Source organism: Lactiplantibacillus paraxiangfangensis (genome assembly GCF_036246185.1).
GTDB lineage: Bacteria > Bacillota > Bacilli > Lactobacillales > Lactobacillaceae > Lactiplantibacillus > Lactiplantibacillus paraxiangfangensis.
In genome coordinates this window covers 1-20838 of record NZ_BTPW01000036.1, presented here as the reverse complement: position 1 = coordinate 20838, position 20838 = coordinate 1, and the positions used below count along the sequence as shown (strand labels likewise).

Below are 20838 nucleotides of genomic sequence, written 5' to 3'. Positions count from 1 at the left end.
GATAAACCTATGATAATTGCTAACTTTTCTTCAGGTGTAAATCTAGTTCTAGGCATAATAAAATCCCCTTAAGCATTGATAGATGAATTATTGTTTTTCATCTGTCAACCTTAAGGGGACTATAGCACCAACTGATTTTCAGTTGAGTTGATGTGCCTTTTTGTCTGGGTCCTACCATGTAGAAATTAGTTATTCCAACAAAAAATAAATTTAGTGAAGCCAGTCAGCACCCGAGTTCTGACTGACGAAGCGACCTAATTAAAGATGAGCCCGAGTCCCATAAAGACGACGAATGACAAACAAATAATGGTCGCATTTTTAATGGCTAAAATAAACGTCTCCGTTTTAACCTGTTTTTTGAGAAACAAGCGGGTATTTTTTAAGACTGGTATCACACTAAGTAACGTTAGTAAACTGAGCTTCGGTAAGACGCCCATCCATACGGCAACCATTAGGCAGACGTATCCCACGATATAACTCCACGCAAAGACCTGTAACATTACCGGTTTACCCAGATAATATAGAATAGTGTGGCGGCCTAACGCGATGTCTTCATCCATATCACAAATATTATTGGCCAACATGATGTTAGAAATCGCAAAAATAGCTATTCCAGATGCAATTAAGACTTCTAACGTATTGGTCGCGGTTATCGCAACTTTGTCATAGGTGTTGATAAAGACGGCAATCCAGAAAATCATAAAACCCATCGTGAATCCTGAGAAAAATTCCCCGAACGGACCGGACGAAATCGGCTTGGGTCCCCCGGCGTAAAAGTAGCCCACCGCGTAGGAATAGATCCCCATCCATAAAAGGGGTAGCCCGGTCCGCGTGACCAGCCACAGCCCCAGAATCAGCGAGAGTCCGCCCAACCCAAAGGTAATTGCCCGCGCCTGACGAATGGAAATTTGGTTCACCCCAACCACGTTAGTTGCTTCCAAAAACTCTTGGTTATCCGCGTTGCGGGGGGCGTGTAAAAAGTCCTGGTAGTTATCATTGGCATTAGTCGCCATGTGAAATAACGACGAGGCAATAAAAAACAGGATCAAATAGCCGAGGTGCACCTGATGGTAGTTATACACCGCGTATAACGTTCCTAAAACGAACGGTAAGACACTGGCAATCAGTGATTTAATCTCGACAAACTCGAGAAAAACTTTCGGTTTCAAAATAACGCCTCCTTTTGATTGACAACCTTAATAGTTATTTGTACCTTTGAATTAAATTGTATTTTAGAATGTGACTGGCTGCAAGTGTTGGCGTCTTAGCGACTTCGAGCCATTTCTAAGATTAACGGAGGAAGTTTTAAGTATGATGCAAACCATTTGGCAATCTAATAGTGCCGTAGAAGTCCAATTGGCGGCGCTTAAACCCTACCTAGCAAAACACGTGCAGATCGACAACGAGCCCATTAATAATCGGGTCCACGCACTCTTAGCCGCTGGTGGAAAATTTTTGCGTCCCGGATTTTTTTACTTATTTAGTCAGTTCGGAACTGACCAGGACCCCGTGCGACTTAAAGCCGGGGCCGCTGCCATGGAAATGTTGCACGTCGCAACTTTAATCCATGATGACGTCATCGACCAAGCACCCGAACGTCGAAACGTGACGACCATTCATAAAGATTACGGGCAACGTAATGCCATCTATGCCGGCGATCTACTGTTTACCTGCTACTTTGACCAGGTGCTAATTGCCGCCAAGCGTGCCGAAGATGTCCGCGTTAACACCGCTGCGATGCGTGCGATTCTTCAAGGCGAACTGGATCAGATGGCCCATAACTTTGACCCCCAGACAACGGTCGCTGACTATCTCGCCGTTGCACGGGGCAAAACTGCCCGCCTATTTAGCCTGAGCTGTGAACAAGGCGCCCACTTAGCCGAAGCACCTTTGAAAGTCGAACGACTTGCTAAAAAAATTGGTGAAACGATGGGCTTAGCCTACCAAATGTTAGATGACGTGCTAGATTACGCTGGCGATGAACACTTAACGCAAAAACCAGTCTTAGCTGATTTACGCGACGGTGTTTACTCGCTACCCTTAATTTACGCGCTCGAGCTTCAACCATCGATTGCTGAACAGCTACCGGTTCCCGGTGAGTCGATCAGTAACGAGCAGTTGCGCTTAATTCGTGACCAAGTCATCGTCTCTGGCGGGGTCACCAAAGCCCAAATGCTTGCGACCCAGTACACCCAAACTGCGCTGGATTTGATCGACCAGTTACCAACCGGCGACACGCAGCAGACTTTGCGCCAATTAGTGACCCAGTTGCTGGTGCGCAACCACTAATTATAAAACACGGATTAAATAACGAGTGTTAAATTAGTTAATTATGACTTAGCCCGGTCGTCGCTGATAACATGCGGTCGTGGGACCGGGGGAAGCCAAAGGACGGTCTTTCCCCTCGCCCGAAACACTTGCAAAAAGCGCAATTGTCCCGGACCGTCCGTGGTGTAAAGTCGGTAAAACCACCGCCTCAACACCACCCTCACGACTGATGCTATCAGCGCCAACCTCAGAATATCCAATGAATCTGGATTGTCAGAGATAATGAGACCTTCTATTTAGCGAAGGCGGGCGGGATTGGTGTGCTGTGTCGGCAATATCATCCGGTGGTTCTTAGCCGGATAATATTGCGGGGCGATGCAAAGACGCGGGTTATCGGCTTGGCATCGAGGTTCCAGACCGCACTACGGCTGGAGCCGTCCCCCATAGCACACCAGTCCCACCTGCCTGAACGGCTAATTTATGAACAATTGCCATTAAGGTACCAATTTAGTTTTATACGCCAAACAGCCGTTAGGACTCGAAAAAGGGTCCTAACGGCTGTTTATTTTGAACTTTAAAGTTTAGGCATCGCGGCCACGGTCCAAATCGTATAACCGTTTAAAACGGGGTGCCGTCGCGTATAATTCTTCCGGCGTGCCGGCCATGTCGAATTGGCCGTCTTCCAAGAAACGAACTTGATCGACATTTTCGACCCCGGCCAAATGGTGCGTGACCCAAAGAATCGTTTTGTCATGTAACACACGGAAAACCGTTGTTAACAAGTGTGCTTCCGTAATCGGGTCCAAGCTAACGGTCGGTTCATCTAAGATAATGATGGGTGCATTTTGTAATAGAATCCGCGCTAACGCGAGCCGTTGCCGTTCACCGCCTGAGAAGCGGGCCCCGCCCTCTTCAACGACGGTCTCGTAGCCGTCAGGAAGTGATTGGATCAGCGGTTCCAATTCGACTGCCTTCAACGCAGCCTTCACCTGTTCGTCACTGGCTTGTTCATTACCCATCCGAACGTTATTCATGATCGACGTATTAAACAAGTAAGGTTGTTGGTCCAGCACCCCAAAGAGTTGGGCGCGCTGATTTTGTAACCGACTAACCGGCACATCATTTAACTGAACGCTCCCTTGATCCGGCTGAACATCGCCTAGAATCAACTTTAACAAGGTACTCTTACCAGTCCCAGATGGCCCTAACAAGGCGAGTTTTTCCCCAGCCTTTAAGGTCAGGTTCAAGTGGTCAAAGATTTGATGATTCCCCGCCGAGTAACTGAAATCTAGGTCCGCAACTTGTAAAACTTGGAAAGGTTCCGTCAAAACGGTTTGGTCACTTTCATCGGCTGGTTTGGTGTCTAAGGCGTTCACCCGCCGAATCGACCGCTGATAACTTGGCCACTCGCTGACCCCTTGGCTGACAGAAAGCAACGCATCAACCAACGGGAAGACTGACAGAACAAAGGCTGCAATCCAGTTGGAACTAGCTGAGTCCGTTGTCCAATAGAAGCTACTCCAAATTAACAACGCAATACAGATCACCCCAAAGATCATCTGAATCGTAAAGTCTCGCCACCATTGGAACCGGTGATCTTGACGCCGTAACGCCGCAATCTTTTCAATTGGCTGGACTTCACGGTCATAAAAATCTTTTTGACGACCAGAAATCAACCAATCGCCGAGTCCCATAACCGCATCCGTCAGTTCAGTATAAAAGCTTTGTTGAATCTTTCGGCTCTGCGATTCACGCGCACCGTTTAAAAGGACGGACCACAGTGGCATTACAATCACAACTAATCCTAGTAGTAACAACATTAACAGCCCAAACCACCAACTGAAATAGCCCAGCGCAATGACAATAATGAGGTACATAATTAGCGCAATCACAGTCGGAAATACCGTCCGCAAATACAAGTTTTCAATGTGGTCGATATCATCAGCCAAAATGCTTAAGATATCCCCCGTTTGGAAATTCTGCCGAATCGCCACCGCGTGCTTAGCAACTGACTGGTAAAGTTTCTTACGAAAATCAGAAACGATTCGCAGTACCCAGTTGTGGCTGGTAATCCGTTCCGCATAACGAAACGCAGGCCGACCAATCCCGAATGCCCGGGTCAAAACGATGGGCACGTAGATCATCAAAATATTGTAGGGATGGCGTGCCGCCTTACTAATCAGGTACCCAGAGTTGAACATCAGTGCCGACCCACAGAAGAAGGTCATTAACCCTAGAAAGATGGTTAGCGCAAGCAACTTTTTATACTTCCGTAAGTAGGGCATTACCCACGTATCGTGTTTAAACGTTCCAAAAAAGTCTTTCATTACACTGCACCTACCATTTCATTACGTAGCCGCACGTACGCACCGTTTTGTGCTTCCAATTCGGCGGGCGTCCCCTGTTCAACGATTTGCCCATGGTCCATCACGAGCACGTAATCCATCTGATTAATCCAGTGAAGCCGGTGCGTCGCAAAGAAAACGAGGTGATCGTCTAAAACGGGTAAGATCGTCTTTTTCAACTCGGCTTCGGTTTCAATATCCAAATGCGCGGTTGGTTCATCAAATAACAGCACTTTACGCTTACTGTCGAGGAAGGCCCGGGCCAACGCAATCCGTTGTGCCTGACCACCACTGACGCCCCGCGCCCCTTCACCAATCTTGGTTTCAAGGCCATCCGGTAACGTCTTAATCCAAGCAGTTAAGCCCGCTTTTTCAGCCGCTTGACCAATCGCACTTAGTCCAGCATGGGGCTGATAAAACGCGATATTTTCAGCTAACGTCGCATGAAATAAGTACGGATTTTGAGGAATGTAGAAAAAGCTCTGTTGCCAAGCTTGTTGACTTAAATGCGTCACGGTCTGACCGTTGACTTGGACGGTGCCAGCGCCGGGTGTGGGTGTTAAAAAGCCCCCCAACAGATTAATCAGCGTTGATTTACCAGAACCCGAGGCCCCAATAATCCCGATGCGCTGATAACCACGCGCCGTAAAGCTGAGCTGCTTTAAAGCTGGCTCTTTTTGATCATAACTAAAATCAACGTTCGTTAAGCTCAAAGTACTATCCGCTTGCCAATCAAGCGGCGTCGTTCCGAGTTGTTCGCGTTCAGTCGGCACTGGTAACGCCAGCATGGCCTGAACGGCGCTAAACGCGTTTTTCCCGTTCAACGTGGCGTGGTAGTCACTGGCAAATTGGCGTAGCGGTAAGAAATAGTCTGGCGACAGTACTAAGATGACTAGTGCTGGTAATAAACTGATGGTACCGTCAACTAAACCGAAGCCTAAGAAAACCGCAACGACCGCAATCGAAAGCGTCGTGAAGAAATCGAGGGCAAACGTGGAGAGCATCGCAATTTTAATAACGGACATCGTTTGCTTACGATACCCTTCACTGACATGATATACGTTGTTAGCGTACTGCTTGCTGAGGCCCAGCTGTTTCAAAGTTGGCAACCCCCGCAAGGTATCCACAAAGTGATTGGACATCCGCTGATAGCCAACGTACTGCTTATCAGCCTTAGCTTGCGCCGCGTAGCCCAAAATAATCATAAATACGATGATTAATGGAAAAATGGCTAATAAAAATAAGGCTTCGCGCCAACGCAAAAACGCAATGTAAATCAAAATGACCCACGGAATGACCATCATATCAATGACTTTGATGACAACTAACATCAGGTACGTCTGCACCTTATCGATACCTTCCAAAGCGGTCGTAACGACGTTTCCAGTCCCAGTCTTCGCCACGTAACTCGGTCCCAACTGGTACAGTTTTTGCATCACTTGTCGACGCAAGTCCCCGCTAGTTTTTTCAACGATTGGATACATCAAGTGGTTTTTAATGACAACTAACAATTGACGTCCTACCCAGGCTAACGCAAAAATCAGCATCGGCTGAACGATCGTTCCTAAGCTGTGTAAGTGCCAAAGTCCGACAATGGCGACGGACAAGAAATAGGCTTGCGTAATAATACATAGACCTTCAATCACCGCTAACAAAACCAATAGAACCGTTAAGCGGCGCATCCCCGGTAGTTTAAATAAAGCTGGATCAAACACATTCGATCCCTCCCACCTTAAAAAAATTGAAAGGGCCGCGACTTGGCACTGCGGCCAAGTCCCGACCCTATTCGTGCTATTAAAGTAATTGTACCACCGCACGATGCGGCACACGGTTAAAATACACTGCTTTAAGAAGCCAAGCGCTTATAGAAGACCCAGTAGCTCCAAATGAAGTAGACCAGCATAATCGGTAATACCGACAACGCAATGACCGTCATCAAGTGAAGCGTATATGGTGAATTCGAAGCATTCTTAATCAAAATACTGTTAGCGGCGTTGTTTGCAACCATCACCCGTGGGAAGAGCCCGTTAAATAACAGGACGACCACGTCGATCAACGACAACCCACTACTAATAAAGGATAACCATTCGTGGTTCCCGTAGACCCCATAAGTGGCTAAGCAGGTCAGCACGACCAATGCAACGACTAAAATCAACGTTGAAATTGGTTTCTTCGTGAAGAAATCCGTGCTGAAGAAGAGCAGGATGGCGAAGACGACTTCACCAGCAAACAGGACCCAATAGAGTGGTTTAGCCCACTTGAGTGCCCGTTCACGTAACGTCCCGGTCGTCTTTAAGCGGATAAAGTTCAGACCGTGCAAGTAGCAGAGTAACGTAACCGCAACCCCACCAACGATTGAGAACAAGTTCACGTAGTCGGTAAAGTGCGCCGTCATGTCGCCATTGGCATTGATTGGCATCCCTTTGACCATGGCAGTGAACATCATCCCAAATAAGAACGCGGCACAACCACTACCAATGGCTGCAGCCCATTCCCAGAAATTCCGACCGGCATCACTTTCCATCCGGCTCCGAAATTCGAAGGAGACGCCCCGCATGATCAAGGCTACTAAGATCAACAATAGGATTAAATAGAACCCTGAGAACAAGGATGCGTACCACATTGGGAACGAAGCAAACATCGCCCCACCAGCAGTAATCAACCAAACTTCATTGGCATCCCAGTGCGGACCAATCGTATGAATAACGACGTCGCGTTCTTCACGCGTCTGCGCCAAACTTTTAATGGCCATCCCAACCCCGAAGTCAAATCCTTCCAAGAAGAAGAAGCCACTAAACAAAACGCCAACCAGAACAAACCATAAAAATTGTAAATTACTCATGGCTGAACGCCTCCTTACCATAAGGATCGTATGGTGCGTCATCAGGCGTATTCAACAAGTCGTCCGGACCATGATGGAGTGCACGCCGTGATAAGACAATCATCACAATACCTAATCCACTAAACAGGCAGAAGTAAATAATATTTGAAGTTAATAACGAAGCCACACTGACATTTGGTGAAACGGCGTCGGCAATCGTTAACAATCCATAAACAACCCATGGATAACGACCCAATTCCGTAATGAACCAACCAGCCGTGTTAGCAACGAATGGTAGGAACGTGCAGATTCCGAGAACCCACAGGAACCAACGTTGCCGTTCAATCAGCGTTGAGCTTGCCCGGTTAAAGATCAACCCAACGATGGCAATCAACGCAAAGAGCCCGCCAGAGAAGGCCATTGTCCGGAAGCTCCAGAACAAGGTCTTCGTTGGAACGTAGTAATTCATGTCCTTACCGAACTTCTTATCGTACTTAGCATGCAATTCTTTATTGATTGCATTTTGACCCTTAACGTTACCTTGAAGCTTGTGGTAGCTTAAGATGTCCAAGACGTACGGTACTTCGATCGACCAATTCGTCTTATGGTTTTTAGTATCCATACCCGAAACGATCGCCCAAGCTGCTGGCGAACCAGAATCCTTGTACAGGCCTTCGGTTGCGGCAAACTTCATTGGTTGTTCTTTGATGATGGAACGGGTTTGAACGTCACCCATACCAACAACGCCAACCGTTGCCAACAGACCGATGATCAGACTAACTTTGATTGACTTGCGGAAGAACTGTACATTCTTCTTCTTTAAAAGTGCGAACGCGGCCATCCCTGCAACAACGAATGACCCCGTCACAAACGCACCAAACAAAACGTGTGGTAATTCATACCATAACTGCGGGTTCTTGATGACAGCGCTGAAGCTTGTCATTTGTGCCCGCCCAGTTTTAGCGTTGATCATGAAACCAACTGGGTTTTGCATGAAGCTGTTGGCTGCTAAAATCCACATTGCGGAAATCATCGTCCCAATGGAAGTTAACCAAATAAATGCGCAGTGGATACCGGCGTTAAACCGATCCCAACCAAACATCCATAAACCAATAAACGTGGATTCCATGAAGAACGCAACCAAGGCTTCAATCGCCAACGGTGCGCCAAAAATGTCACCCATAAACCGTGAATATTCAGACCAATTCATCCCAAATTGAAATTCTTGAATTATCCCCGTCACTACCCCAACTGCAAAGCTAAGTAGGAAAATTCGACCCCAAAATTGCGCCATATGTTTGTACATTACGTCTTTTTTAACCACGTAAATTGTTTCCATAACTGCAACTACGAAGGCTAATCCAATCGATAATGGCACAAAGAAGAAATGAAACACCGTAGTCATTGCAAATTGAAAACGCGCTAAGGATACAATACTTAATCCGAGATTCATAATGGTCCCCCCTTTTTTATTAAATTGTCGCCCCCACTAACCCATCAAAGAAAGCGGAAACAATGATTCATCCTTATCATATCAACTGATAAGTGAAATTTCAATCAATCTCAACTTTTAATCCTAAAATAGTCAACTGCTTTAATTTTCAAAGTCGGTTGCTATTTCGATAATGATTACTTTACCAGCTTTTTAGCGGTTTTCCACCCTACTCAAATTGGTTTAAAAGACTAAAGCAGCGCGGTTTGTGCTTGTAAACTCGCTTTACAATCCAACTAATCAGCGTCTTAAATCATTTTATAGTATGAACATATACCCATATCATCTAAAAGATGCCCCATTTGCTCATTATAAAATTAATAACCGCTAACAAAACCGTTTATGCATGGTATATTCGTAATACGAAATAGATTAAATCATTGCGAGGAGTAAATAATGAACAGAAAACCGCAAACCAAACCGGTCATTGACCGATATAAGATGTTTAAGTACGGTAAGCATTGGGTATACGCGGGAATCACATTAGCTAGTGTGGGGACAACGCTATTAATGACGACCAACGCTCAAGCAGCCGATACAAACAATGGCTCCGATGCACCAACCGCAGCCATTGCTGCACAGCCAACCATAGCAACTGAAGAGACAGCCGGAGCAGCGAATGGGGCCGCTGCTCCCGCCGGAACTGAAAGCAAAGAAACTAATGACGAGCAATCGTTACAAGACCAACCAACTGGCCTTCCAGGCACTGATGATTCAGGATCACAAGTGGCTGGCGGCAACGCCGGTAGTGATGCTTCGGGCCAAGGTTCACAAGGTAGCGATGCAACCCAGTCAGAAACTGGTAGTTCTGCTGTAAATAGTGACACATCAAATGGTTCTGAAGGAACCCCATCAGGCGATAGCGACGCGCAATCAGTTGACTCATCTGCTGATAGTCACGTGACTTCAAATGCTGTTTCTGATGGATCTAAACAACCAGCAGCTGAAACACCGACGCCTGATAAGGATCAATCCGTCTCACCCGTTCTTTCCGATGCCCGTTTAGCTGAGGACGCTTCCCACGGTCCCGTCTACACGACTGACGATAAAACGTTGGATCATCAAGGCAAAATCACCATTGAACAAACCGGTCCTTACGCCATTACCTGGAAAGAAGTTTCCACGACTAACCAGACGGAAACTAAGACCGTTACCCTCGACGCCAGCGATTTTGTTAACCTGATCAAAACGATTAACGACACAACTGGCAATACGGATAAATTGGCCGCAGCAAAGGCTAAGTATGAGGAAATGGTTGCCCAGTTAAAGGCCCTACCAAGCAAGGTTGCTAGCCAACTCGTGGGGAACTTGCTCTATCAAATGGTCTTTACTGGAACTGGCTCTCAAGCCCTATCCAATTTCCGGACCACGCTTGATCCAACCCGTTATCAGATTTCCAACACTTGGACCGGTCTTGATCCAGTGGCCTACGCCGCTGACCGTGAAGCCGCCGAAACGTATTACCCAGCAGCCGTAACTTGGTATAACAACGTTGCCAAAGAAACTTGGTCTCTTCCAGAATATAACGACCCAACGCAAAATGTTCGGGCAACTTATATTCAAAATGGTGATTCCACCAAGACCGTTGTTATCGGTCAAGGTTGGACTGAACGTCCCGACTGGATCGGCTACGTTTCTAAAATTTGGTACGACATGGGTTATAACATTTTGATGCCAAGCCAACGGGGCCAATTTTTAAGTGATGGTAACGACATGACCTTTGGTTACCAAGATAAGTACGACTGGTTGAACTGGGTTCGTTTAGTCGACGAACGCAACGGTAAAAACAGTGAAGTCGTCTTTTATGGTCAATCACTAGGTGCCGACACCGTCATCGAAGCCGCTTCCGTGCCAGGCCTTTCAAAATCAGTTAAGGCAGTCATTGCCGATGCTGGTTACGCAACCTTACCCGAACTAGGAAGTTCGCTATATAACAAGGCCGTTGCGGCAATTTCATCTAAATTAACGTCAATCGGTCTGCCCGCAATTACGAGCATTCCATTCTTGTCGTATGACCAAGTCCTAGCCGTCATCAACAACCGTTTGATGAAACAACAGGGCTTCAGTGTCGATGATATTTCCGGCGTGAGTGCTGCCAGCAAAGTAACGGTACCGCTGATGCTCATTCACACTGAAGACGATGCCTTTATTCCGTATACACAATCATTGGAACTGGCCGCCGCTAATAATTCCAAGATTAAAACTGTTTGGATTTTACCAGGCGAAGTTGGTGGTCACGCCGGGGCAAATAATGCGGTGCTCCAATACACGCAACACATTAAAGACTTCCTTGCTGAAGCAACCGCTACGGCAACGGACGTTGATACCGGCGAAGCCATTGACCCAGAAGATACTGAAATCATCACCCCTACTCCAGAACCAACGACTGATACGTCTGATCAAACTGATAGTGGGACCTCTACTCCGGAAACGCTACCTGATACGTCTGATCAAACCGCTAATGGTACCGATTCTGGGACAACCACGGTTGATCCTGAAGATGAGTTAGTTGAACAACCAACTACCGATTCGAATTCAGGTCAGAACACTCATTTGGATTCAAACGATAACGCTAAGGGACAAACAACGCTCAACCAGGCCAAGCCTGAAAATGTTGATCAGACTAACCCTGTCACATTGGACCCAACGGCAACTAAGACTACTTCAAAAGTTGACTCTCAAGCTAATAACGTTAACCTCAAAGTCTTAACCGCAACAACGGAAAGTCCCGTTAGTGCGGCTAGTTTAGCGGCAACCACTAACGTTACGACCAAACCATTGTTGAACTTAAACGCTAACGACCTTATTAAGGAAGATCAGAGTGGTTCCGTGGTCACGGCTAGCCTTAAGCATGACGATAGTACCCAAGCAAGTGCGTCAAGCTTTACGGTTGCTAGTGTGCCAACTCATACAACTGACATGACCGATACGACTGACACGACAACCGCAACACCAACTCAATTGGTCGATCACAGTGTCGCTTCAGAAACTCCGGCTGCCGCACAAGCGGACACCCTGCCACAGACTTCTGACAAGCCACAAACTTGGATTGCTGCGTTAGGTGCAAGCTTAGCCGCCTTAGCAACCGGCCTCTGGGCTAGTTTACGTCGTCGGTTTAACCGTTAATTAGCTATCTTCAATTGGCATTCCGTGTTATATTTAGCGACAGGATCCACGAGAAGAGGGTTAACCATGGAAATCGGCACACAAGTTAAGTTTCAACTAGAAGGTAAACCGTTTACTGGCACCATTGCCAAAGTGTATACCAACTCTTTCTTAATCGAATTTGAAAGTACGGACGCTGAAATTGTCGACAAATATCACGACAAAGTGGTCATTAGTCAAAAACAAGTTCAAGCCGTTCAATAAAAGAAACGCGATCTTCGTCTTGAAGATCGCGTTTCTTTTATTACATAATTTATAATCGCTACAACTACTATCCTAAATTAGCCACTCCGGCGGGCAGGGTCGGTGTGCTGTGAGGGACGGTCGCAGCCACAGTACGGTCTGCTCCCTCACTTTAAAGCCGATAACCCACGTCTTTAAAGCGCCCCGCAACATCAGTCGGCTAAGAACCACCGCCTAATGTTGCCGCCACTGCACACCAATCCTGCCCGCCTGCGCTTAAACTCATGTTTATTATTGTTATCAATCCCACTTACATTAAATATTCAGACGTTACCACTAAAAATGTCGTTCTGGATATTAGTATTACTTTGATAATCCAATTACTATTTATGCTTAAACCGTAATAACGCCGTCCCAATCAACGGGGTTAAAACCCCAGCCAAAATTGCTTCTGGCACCCCATTGGTCCCGACGATTGTTAATAAATATGGCATCAATTTACTCAAATCAACCTGGTAAAAGCCGGCCGCCTGATTCCGATACAACGTTCCAATTAGGCCCAAAACCAAGATTGTGTTCGTCAGTGACCCGGCGATTCCCGCCAAGGTCAACCCTAATTCAGCTTTGTGTCGGCGGTTGAACCAAATGAACACCCAACCAGCAACGACGCCGATTAAGATTCGTGGTAGGACCGAAACTAACGGGTTAGTAAACACCATCGGGGCCAACGGGCTGGTCGGTGCCACAAACGCCCGAATCCAGTCGATCATCCCCCAGATACCTCCAACTAATGCCCCGTCACGTGGTCCAAGTATGACAGCTGCGATAATTACCGTGATATGAATCGTTGTGATACTAAGGCCCGCCAATGGAATGTAGCCCAAAAATGGGACAACATTTTGGATAATAATAATTGCCATTAATACTGCTAATACACTTATGTGGTAAGCGTTTGACCGCCGCTGCATACTTGCCACCCCAATCTCTGAATTTAAGATACAAATCATTATAACATTGCCGATTTCACGCTACTAGTAAAATAGAAAACGGGCTTCACTGGATAACTAACTGTCCCGTGATGCCCGTTTATTTAAATTCTCAAGGTAAAAAAACTAAAATTACCGCAACCGCCGAAACAACATCATGGTTATCAGATTCGTCGACTAGCCTCAGCCAATATTATTATGATCCAAAACTCATCAAATCATCGGAGGTCGTCGCTGATAGCATCGGTCGTGAAGGTGGTGTCTGACCAGTGATTTTTCGGTCAGACACCACGGACGGTCCGGGGCAATTGCGCGTTTTGCAATTGTTCCGGGCGAGGCTCAAGACCGCTTCTCAGGCTTGAACCGGTCCCACGACCGCATGTTATCAGCGACAACCGGACTAAATTAAGACAGGTGCTATGAGCACCCAATCGTTCCTACTTATCGTTTTCACGTAAATTGGCACGAATCCGTGAATGCCGGTAGCTGTATAGGAAGTAGATAATAATCCCAATCGTGATCCAAATGGCAAACATGTGCCACGTGAACGCTTGTAAGTTAATCATTAAATAAATACATGCTAGAAACGATACAACTGGTAGTACCGGGTAAAACGGCACTTTGAACGAACTATTAATTTGTTGTAGCGTTTCATGTTTGCGTAAAAAGACGACCCCGATGGAAACCATCGCGAATGCGAATAGCGTTCCAATATTAACTAATTCAGCAATTTTGTCCAACGGAATGACCGCCGCAAAGATGCTGGCAATGATTCCAAAGATCCAGGTACTCTTCACTGGGACCTTTGTCCGGGGGCTCAACGTCCGAAATGCTTTTGGTAGTAACCCATCCCGACTAATTGCGAATAACAACCGGGTCCCACCGTAAAGCATCACAATCAGCACGGTCGTCATTCCGACAACGGCACCTAGGGAAACGATCCCCGCTGCCCAGTTTTGATGAATGACGGCTAACGCGTACGCCACTGGGTCCCCAACGTTTAACTTAGTGTAGTGGACGACCCCGACTAAAACGGCGGCCATTGCAACGTATAAAATGGAGGCAACGACTAGTGACCCAATAATCCCAATCGGCATATCGCGTTTCGGATTTTTCACTTCTTCAGAGGCCGTTGAGACGGCGTCAAACCCAATGTAAGCGTAAAAGGCCAACGACGCCCCTTTGACTAATCCGTGCACCCCGTGAGGCATGAATGGGTGGAAGTTAGCGGGCCGAATGAAGAAGATGGCTACGGCAATAAACAACACGATGACTAAGATTTTAACAATCACCATAATTGAATTGACCCGGGTCGATTCTTGCACCCCACCGACTAACAGTAACGAAATGGCTAACACAACAATAAAAGCAATAATATTAAAACCAGCGTGTGGCGCGCCAGCCGTACCAGCGGCCGCCGACCAGAATGCGGGAATTTTAATCCCAAACCCACTCAGTAGGTTCTGGAAGTATGACGACCAACTGACCGCCACCGAAGAAACCGCAAATAGGTATTCTGAAATCAAAGACCAACCTAAGATCCACGCTAAAAATTCACCAAAAACCGTATAGACGTAAGTATAAGCACTCCCCGCTAACGGAATGGTTGATGCAAATTCTGCATAACACAAGGCAGCTAACGAACAAACCGCGGCAGCAATCACAAAGGAAAGCATGGCAGCCGGACCGGCATACTTGGCCGCAATAATTCCGGGGGTGATAAAAATACCGGAGCCAACGATTGCGCCTACCCCCATCATCGTTAAACTAAACGCATTTAACGTTTTTGCGAGGCCACTTTTATTAAAACTAGCTGGATTTACCGGCTTTTTGACCAATAACCGCCGTGATTCTTTCATTTATCGCTGCCTCCTAATCAAATTCTTATTAATACAACGTTTTTAATTTTATTAATTTTCACCCAAAGTGTCAAGTAAAACTCGATTTTTTTGCCTGATTTATTCTACAAATGCCATAAATAAGCGGTTTCATCGGGATTGGTTATTTTATACAATCCAATTGATTATTCTCATCAGGTCTTCAATATTCAAACTTATCGTCCAATTAAAATTAATTATATTCTAATTTTTACAACAAAAAAGATAGGACTTAAACAACTTTTCTCGTTGCTTAAGTCCTATCTTGGTTTTATCAGTTCAATGGCTATTTAGGCTTTCTTTAGCCCGTCTGCATAACCGAACAGTTGAACACGTTCCCCTTGAACCGTTGGGACGATCTTTAAGTTCGCTACCCCATCGTAGTGGTTACCGACGCATAGCCGCCATAGGTTAACGTTTAAGTCTTCCCAAGCACCTTTATAGCCCCGTTCACCCTGATTATCACCAGTCGCAAAAACCGCTGTGACCCGGGTATAGCCGTTAGGAACCGTTCCGTTTGTAATCACTAACTGATCAACGATAGCTTGTTCGCTCTCATCAAGTTGTACACCGGGATGTAAGAAGTGTTGATCACCAGAGTTTGGTAACCGTAATTTTTCATCCGCTGTAGATAACTTATTGCCACAATTCAAACAAAAATTTGCATCTTGTAAATTTTCGTACTGACAATTAGGGCAAACCCGATAACGTTCATTTAACATCAATTTTTCCTCGCTTTACCGTCGTAATTAATTAATCTTCGTGCGTGTCACGAAGCTTTTGACCACCCGTAACTTTAACGACCTTATAGTCGTCATTACCCGTCTTTTGCATGTGTGCATCGTAACTGAATTCTTGGATATGGTTCGTATCTTCCAATTCAAACGTATAAGTCAGGTAATAAGTGATCGTAAACTTATCTTTGCCAGTTGGCACTACCGAACGGACATCACAGTCATAACTAACCCCGTAAATGTCGTCGGCACTATGATAACTCTTCGACATCCGAATCATTTCCTTGTACTGAGGATTTTCAGTGCCGTCAGTAAAGTACTCACTCAAATCCTTGTCGTTATCATCAGACGCATCGCTTTCGTCACCCGATGACGTCACGTTGCTGATGGCCGTCCAATATTCGTCCATGTACGACTTCGCATCGTCCATGCTCATCACACCATCAAATTCTAGAGTGACATTTTCATTGTCGGTCGTCACTTTGTAAGCTTTAGAGGTCACCGTTGAAGACCCACTACCGTATTTACCAGTAACTTCCATGTTACCAGACCATGGTAATTCACTAACGCTCAAGTCACCAGTTGAATCCGCAGTTCCGACCTTCTTGTCATTCACGTAAACGGCCGTCTTGGGTGATGTTTGAACCGTAAAGGAGATCGTCCGTAATGCTAAATCAACACTCTGACCCGCTTTATCAATAAAGTAGGTCCCACTGTTGGTCATCTTCGAACCGTTGACCGTCCCGTTAGAAGCAATCTTGTAGTCACCAGGAACCAACGGCCCTAATTGCTTAGAATACGTCGTGCTGTTAGACGTCGCCACTTGCCTACCGTCTAACGTAATCTTGGCACCGTCCCGGTTAGTGGTTGCCGTTGGGTAGATTGGTTTAACGTGAATGGTGTACTTGTCAAAGAGCAACCAGTGCTTGCCACTCAATTGGTACGTGAAACGTTCATCATTCGTTTGACCATTATTCAGCTGACGCTTAAAACTCGCCAACGCTGCTGGCTTGGACTTGAAGTGTTTCGTTAACGGCTTGATCTTAGCGTCACTCAACTTCAAGTTAGGATCGGTAGAACTAAAGTATCCCGCAACGCCCTTGTCACCGTTTTTGACGGCCGTTACGGCCCGGTTAAGCTGTGCGGTGCGTGAGTAGTAGTTCTTCCCAAATAAGTATCCGCCACCTAGTACAATGACAACCAGTGCGATGACGATCCAAACCCACTTTGGGGTTTCCTTACCGTTTCCATTAGTGCCAGCGGGCTTGCTTGTTGCCACGTGTTCGCTCCGACTGCGGGTCGCGTGGACCGTGTCTTCACGGGTTGGCCCAGTCGTCTGTGTATCGTTTGCCTTAGGCGCTACGCTAGCCTTTTCATTCGCCGTGGTTGCGTCAGACTTAGGCTGCTGAGCCTGAGCACTCCTTGGTTGGGCCTTGCTTGGTTGTGCACTTACTGGCGCTTTGGTTGATTGTGCGCTTGCCGGTGTCGTCGGTTGTGCTGCCGCACTATCACTAGCTTCCTGCGCCTTAAATTCTTTTAAATTATAGCCACAGTTGCCACAAAACTCATCCGTTGTTTTTACTTTCTGACCACAGTTTGGACAGAACATGGTATCGCTACCGCCACGGTCATCGGCCGCCTGATAGCGTTTGTGATTAAGTTGCATATCGTTTCCTCCAAGAATCCATTCTACCTGTGTAACAAGTACATGTTCACGCTACTCTTTCCCCCGTTTGCGTTTAGTTCAGTCTGAACAAAATACCCCTTGTACGTATGGCCATCGATGGTTTTCGAAACCTTATCCATCTTGGTCAAAGTGATTTTTTGTCCGTACACATCTTTATTCAAATTGATAACAACCTTTTTACGATCGCCGTGCCAGCTACCACCATCAACTAAGGAATCGTTTAGTGACGCAGCGAACGTTTCAGCATCGCTGTTATTATTAAGCGTCACACGACCACTATCATTAAAGCTAAGCTTCATGGCAGCCGTCTTACCATCTAGCTGATTGGTATTTAATAAATACCACGGGTTATGCCGACCAACTTCTACCTGGAAACTGCGGTAGTGGTAAATTCCACCACCGACGCCAGCAACGACTAATAAGGCGACTAACCAAACTAACCACGGCCGTTGCAAGCCGTGATACCAGTTAACTAAGCCACTCAACCGACCATGGCCCGTTTGAGGTGTGGTCGTGGCCTTTTTAACCGTCGCTTTTTGTGGCTGAGACGTTACCTTGGCTGCCTGTAAATCCGCTCCACAGTGTGGGCAAAACTTCGTATCCGCTGGAACCTTCTGACCGCAATTTGAACAAAACATTGTTAATCCCCCATTATTCATTATCTTAGAAAAGACTACCTAAACCACTGTTAGACTGTGAAAATTCAGACGAGAAGTCCAAGGCAAGGTTCTCCCATTCGACCCGCCCAAAGATGTAAAAGGCTAGTGCTAGGACAATTAAAGCTAAGACAATAACGTAAAACTTATCGAATCGTGGTGCGTGAAGCGATTGGTTAATGGATAGAATATATCCGACCTGCCAAATTAAACTGATGACAGTCACGACCATCAATGTAAAGCCCAATTGCTTAATAAACGTCAGTGATGTGCCCGAGGTAAACGTAATCGTATAGACGGACAAAATGAGGATCACGTTCAAGATCATTGCCACGTTGGTTAAATGACCAAAGCGGTTCACATAGTCAAAGAAGTTAACGCCGCCATCTTTGTTGCCTAGCGCACTGGCCCCAAAACCAATGATGACGTAGAACAAGATTCCAATAACAACTAAAATAAATAATTTAAAATCTAATCCAAAAGAAATGCTCTTCATTGGTACCGTGCTATTGGTGGCTTCGGAAGCTTGCTTGATGAAGCGGTTGATTGCCGCAACAATGGCAAAGGTCAGTAGCAACGCGCTAATCAGCATGGATACGAGGCCGAAATACTTTTGCGCTTCGACTTCTTCGTTGGGCCGTTTGATTGAATCAACAAACCACTTAAAGTAGTTTTTAGATAATGATTGCAACTGTGCAACCCGGTCCGTTGAGGCGGCCTGATTGTCAGGTTGGCCTGTGGGCTGTTCAATTGGCGCTTGACTAGTTGCTGGCTGACCGTTTTCCGTTTCAGCAGCTTGACTTAAATCATACCCACAGTGCGTACAAAAACGGGTGTCCCCATCGACCTGTTCCCCGCAGTTTGGACAAAATTTCATAATTTATAACTCCTCCTGTTAATCGTCATCTTCATCGGTGTTAGTTGTGTGTGCACGAATTTTCTGTGCGGGACTAATTTTAACGATCTGGTAGTCCTCACCATTTTTTTGAATCGTTGCCGTATAGCGAAAGACTTGTTCCCGGTCGTCCTTCGTATTTGAAAAGTGATACTTAACGTCATACGTCACCTGGCTGCGACCCTTAGTTGCGGGTACGGACAAACTGACGCTTGGATCGTAATCCACGCTCATGACATCGTCATTTTTGTAATACCCCTTTGCCATATCAATAAATTCTTGATAGTCACGGTTAGCGGTGCCGTCAACAAAGTAATCTGATAACGCTTTATTGTTATCATCAGTTGCGTCATCAATTTCTCCGCTCCGGGTGTAATTACTGATTGCCGTAAAGAGTTGCGTGATGTAATCATCCGCATCGGACTTAGACATCAAACTAGGAAAATCAACCGTAACATCGCTATCCGCATCCCCGTCACTAATTCTAGTTGGGCTGGACGTCACCATAGTCTTGCCTACCGGATACTTGCCAGTCAGTTCAAGATTGCTGGACCAGGCCGCGTCTTTAACAGCTAACGTCCCGTCATCACCAATCGTCCCCTCTGACTGTTGGTTCAAATAAACGACCGTTCCCGGTGCCCCAATCACGTTAAACGAAATCGTGCGCAAGCCTAAATCATAACTTTTGTCGTTATCCTTGAGGTAGTAAGTCGCGCTATTTTTAAGCCGGTGACCACCCACGACACCACTTGAACTAAGCGTGTAGTCCCCTGGCACTAGCGGCCCAACTTTTTGGTCGTAATCGTCACTGTCGGCGATTCCCACTTGTTTGCCGTCCATGCTAAGCTGCACGTTTTTATGATTGGTCGTTAAACTTACATGAAGTGGCTTAACTTGAATCTGATATTTATCAAATAATAACCAGGTCCGCCCCGTCTTAACGTATTGAAAGTTACCATCATTAGTGAATGACTGATTTTTCAATTGTTCTTGGAACCGCGCTAAATCCGCCTGCTTCGTCTTAAAGTGTGCCAACAACGGTTTAAGTGTCGTCGCTGATAGCTTCAATGATGAATCCGAACTGGTAAACTGTTGTGCCACCGTCTTCTGGTTACCCTTAATGGCGGTAATGGCACGGTCAAGCTGCTTATCAGGCGCAAAGTAACTACGACCATAGCCGTAAGCACCGCCCAAAGCGACTACCACGATCCCCAAAGTAATCCACTTCCACCGTGAAACCCGCCGTTTCGGTTGTGTTTGTCGACTCGTCGTGACGCTCGTTAAATCATAACCACAATGTTGACAAAACTTTTCCCCAGCGGTTACCGAATGGCCACAATTTGGACAAAACACGCCCGCCTGATGATCATCAGCAGCCGCATACGTGCGCTGTGTCTCAAACATCCCCCTAAAAACTTCCCTTCCATTTTTGAATTCCTAATACCCTTACTGGAAACCGGCTCAAACTAGCGATTGACCCAGCATTTCCTAATAATACTTTAACATAATAAAAGATTAATTTATGGAAAACTTAATACTTGAACTTAAATTTTTTTACTTTTAGTTGTTCACAATTTATCATCAAAAAAAGCAATCTAAGTATGTACTAGTCCCTGTCAAGTTGACAGGTGAAATAATATAATTTTCGAGTTCTGTCTAAGCGGCTTTGCCGCGGTATTCTACCGCGGTGAAGCCGCTTCTTTGTGTTGTCCGGTCAATGTAATTGAAG

The 20838-nt window shown here is 46.1% G+C and carries 15 protein-coding genes; 3 read left to right on the top strand and 12 right to left on the bottom strand.

Annotated features, from left to right (window positions below):
• Positions 1-254 precede the first annotated feature (254 nt).
• Positions 255-1169, bottom strand: a complete 915-nt coding sequence (locus AAA939_RS14035) for a prenyltransferase (RefSeq protein WP_338210190.1) — start codon at positions 1167-1169, stop codon at positions 255-257.
• 142 nt (positions 1170-1311) lie between these two features.
• Here AAA939_RS14035 and AAA939_RS14030 point away from each other — a divergent pair, with 142 nt between their 5' ends.
• Positions 1312-2289: a polyprenyl synthetase family protein gene (locus tag AAA939_RS14030; RefSeq protein ID WP_338210191.1), complete on the top strand. Its 978-nt coding sequence runs from the start codon at positions 1312-1314 to the stop codon at positions 2287-2289.
• Positions 2290-2849: 560 nt separating this feature from the next.
• Here the strand turns inward: AAA939_RS14030 and cydC are convergent.
• The 4 genes from cydC to AAA939_RS14010 all read right to left on the bottom strand — a co-directional run bounded on the left by cydC (position 2850) and on the right by AAA939_RS14010 (position 8887).
• Positions 2850-4595, bottom strand: coding sequence for a thiol reductant ABC exporter subunit CydC (gene cydC, locus AAA939_RS14025; RefSeq protein ID WP_338210192.1), 1746 nt, complete (start codon positions 4593-4595; stop codon positions 2850-2852).
• Complete coding sequence (gene cydD, locus AAA939_RS14020) at positions 4595-6328, bottom strand: thiol reductant ABC exporter subunit CydD (protein WP_338210194.1); 1734 nt, start codon at positions 6326-6328, stop codon at positions 4595-4597. The genes cydC and cydD overlap by 1 nt, the downstream gene beginning before the upstream one ends.
• Before the next feature lie 131 nt (positions 6329-6459).
• Positions 6460-7455 (bottom strand): cytochrome d ubiquinol oxidase subunit II, encoded by a 996-nt coding sequence (cydB, locus tag AAA939_RS14015; protein ID WP_338210196.1) that lies wholly within the window; start codon positions 7453-7455, stop codon positions 6460-6462.
• Positions 7448-8887 (bottom strand): cytochrome ubiquinol oxidase subunit I, encoded by a 1440-nt coding sequence (locus AAA939_RS14010; RefSeq protein ID WP_338210198.1) that lies wholly within the window; start codon positions 8885-8887, stop codon positions 7448-7450. Before AAA939_RS14010 ends, cydB begins: the two co-directional genes overlap by 8 nt.
• A gap of 435 nt (positions 8888-9322) precedes the next feature.
• On the opposite strand from AAA939_RS14010, the gene AAA939_RS14005 reads away from it, so the two are divergent.
• Both AAA939_RS14005 and AAA939_RS14000 read left to right on the top strand, forming a co-directional pair.
• Positions 9323-12052 (top strand): serine aminopeptidase domain-containing protein, encoded by a 2730-nt coding sequence (locus AAA939_RS14005; RefSeq protein WP_338210200.1) that lies wholly within the window; start codon positions 9323-9325, stop codon positions 12050-12052.
• Positions 12053-12118: 66 nt separating this feature from the next.
• The gene (locus AAA939_RS14000; protein WP_191982888.1) at positions 12119-12295 is read left to right on the top strand and encodes a hypothetical protein; all 177 of its coding nucleotides are present in this window, start codon (positions 12119-12121) and stop codon (positions 12293-12295) included.
• 362 nt (positions 12296-12657) lie between these two features.
• Here the strand turns inward: AAA939_RS14000 and AAA939_RS13995 are convergent, their stop codons facing one another.
• The 7 genes from AAA939_RS13995 to AAA939_RS13965 form a co-directional block, all read right to left on the bottom strand.
• Complete coding sequence (locus AAA939_RS13995; RefSeq protein WP_338210215.1) at positions 12658-13242, bottom strand: ECF transporter S component; 585 nt, start codon at positions 13240-13242, stop codon at positions 12658-12660.
• A gap of 455 nt (positions 13243-13697) precedes the next feature.
• Positions 13698-15119, bottom strand: a complete 1422-nt coding sequence (locus tag AAA939_RS13990) for an amino acid permease (RefSeq protein WP_338210202.1) — start codon at positions 15117-15119, stop codon at positions 13698-13700.
• Positions 15120-15427: 308 nt separating this feature from the next.
• Entirely contained in the window at positions 15428-15859 is a 432-nt protein-coding gene (locus AAA939_RS13985; RefSeq protein ID WP_338210204.1) for a zinc-ribbon domain-containing protein, read from the bottom strand.
• A 31-nt stretch (positions 15860-15890) separates the two neighbouring features.
• On the bottom strand, positions 15891-17537 hold the full coding sequence (locus tag AAA939_RS13980) for a zinc ribbon domain-containing protein (RefSeq protein ID WP_338225963.1): 1647 nt from the start codon (positions 17535-17537) through the stop codon (positions 15891-15893).
• A gap of 23 nt (positions 17538-17560) precedes the next feature.
• A complete protein-coding gene (locus AAA939_RS13975; protein ID WP_338210208.1) occupies positions 17561-18196 on the bottom strand; it encodes a zinc ribbon domain-containing protein in 636 nt (211 codons plus the stop codon).
• Positions 18197-18221: 25 nt separating this feature from the next.
• The gene (locus AAA939_RS13970; RefSeq protein WP_338210210.1) at positions 18222-19091 is read right to left on the bottom strand and encodes a DUF6574 domain-containing protein; all 870 of its coding nucleotides are present in this window, start codon (positions 19089-19091) and stop codon (positions 18222-18224) included.
• Between the two features lie 18 nt (positions 19092-19109).
• Positions 19110-20513 (bottom strand): zinc ribbon domain-containing protein, encoded by a 1404-nt coding sequence (locus AAA939_RS13965; RefSeq protein ID WP_338230997.1) that lies wholly within the window; start codon positions 20511-20513, stop codon positions 19110-19112.
• Positions 20514-20838 lie beyond the last annotated feature (325 nt).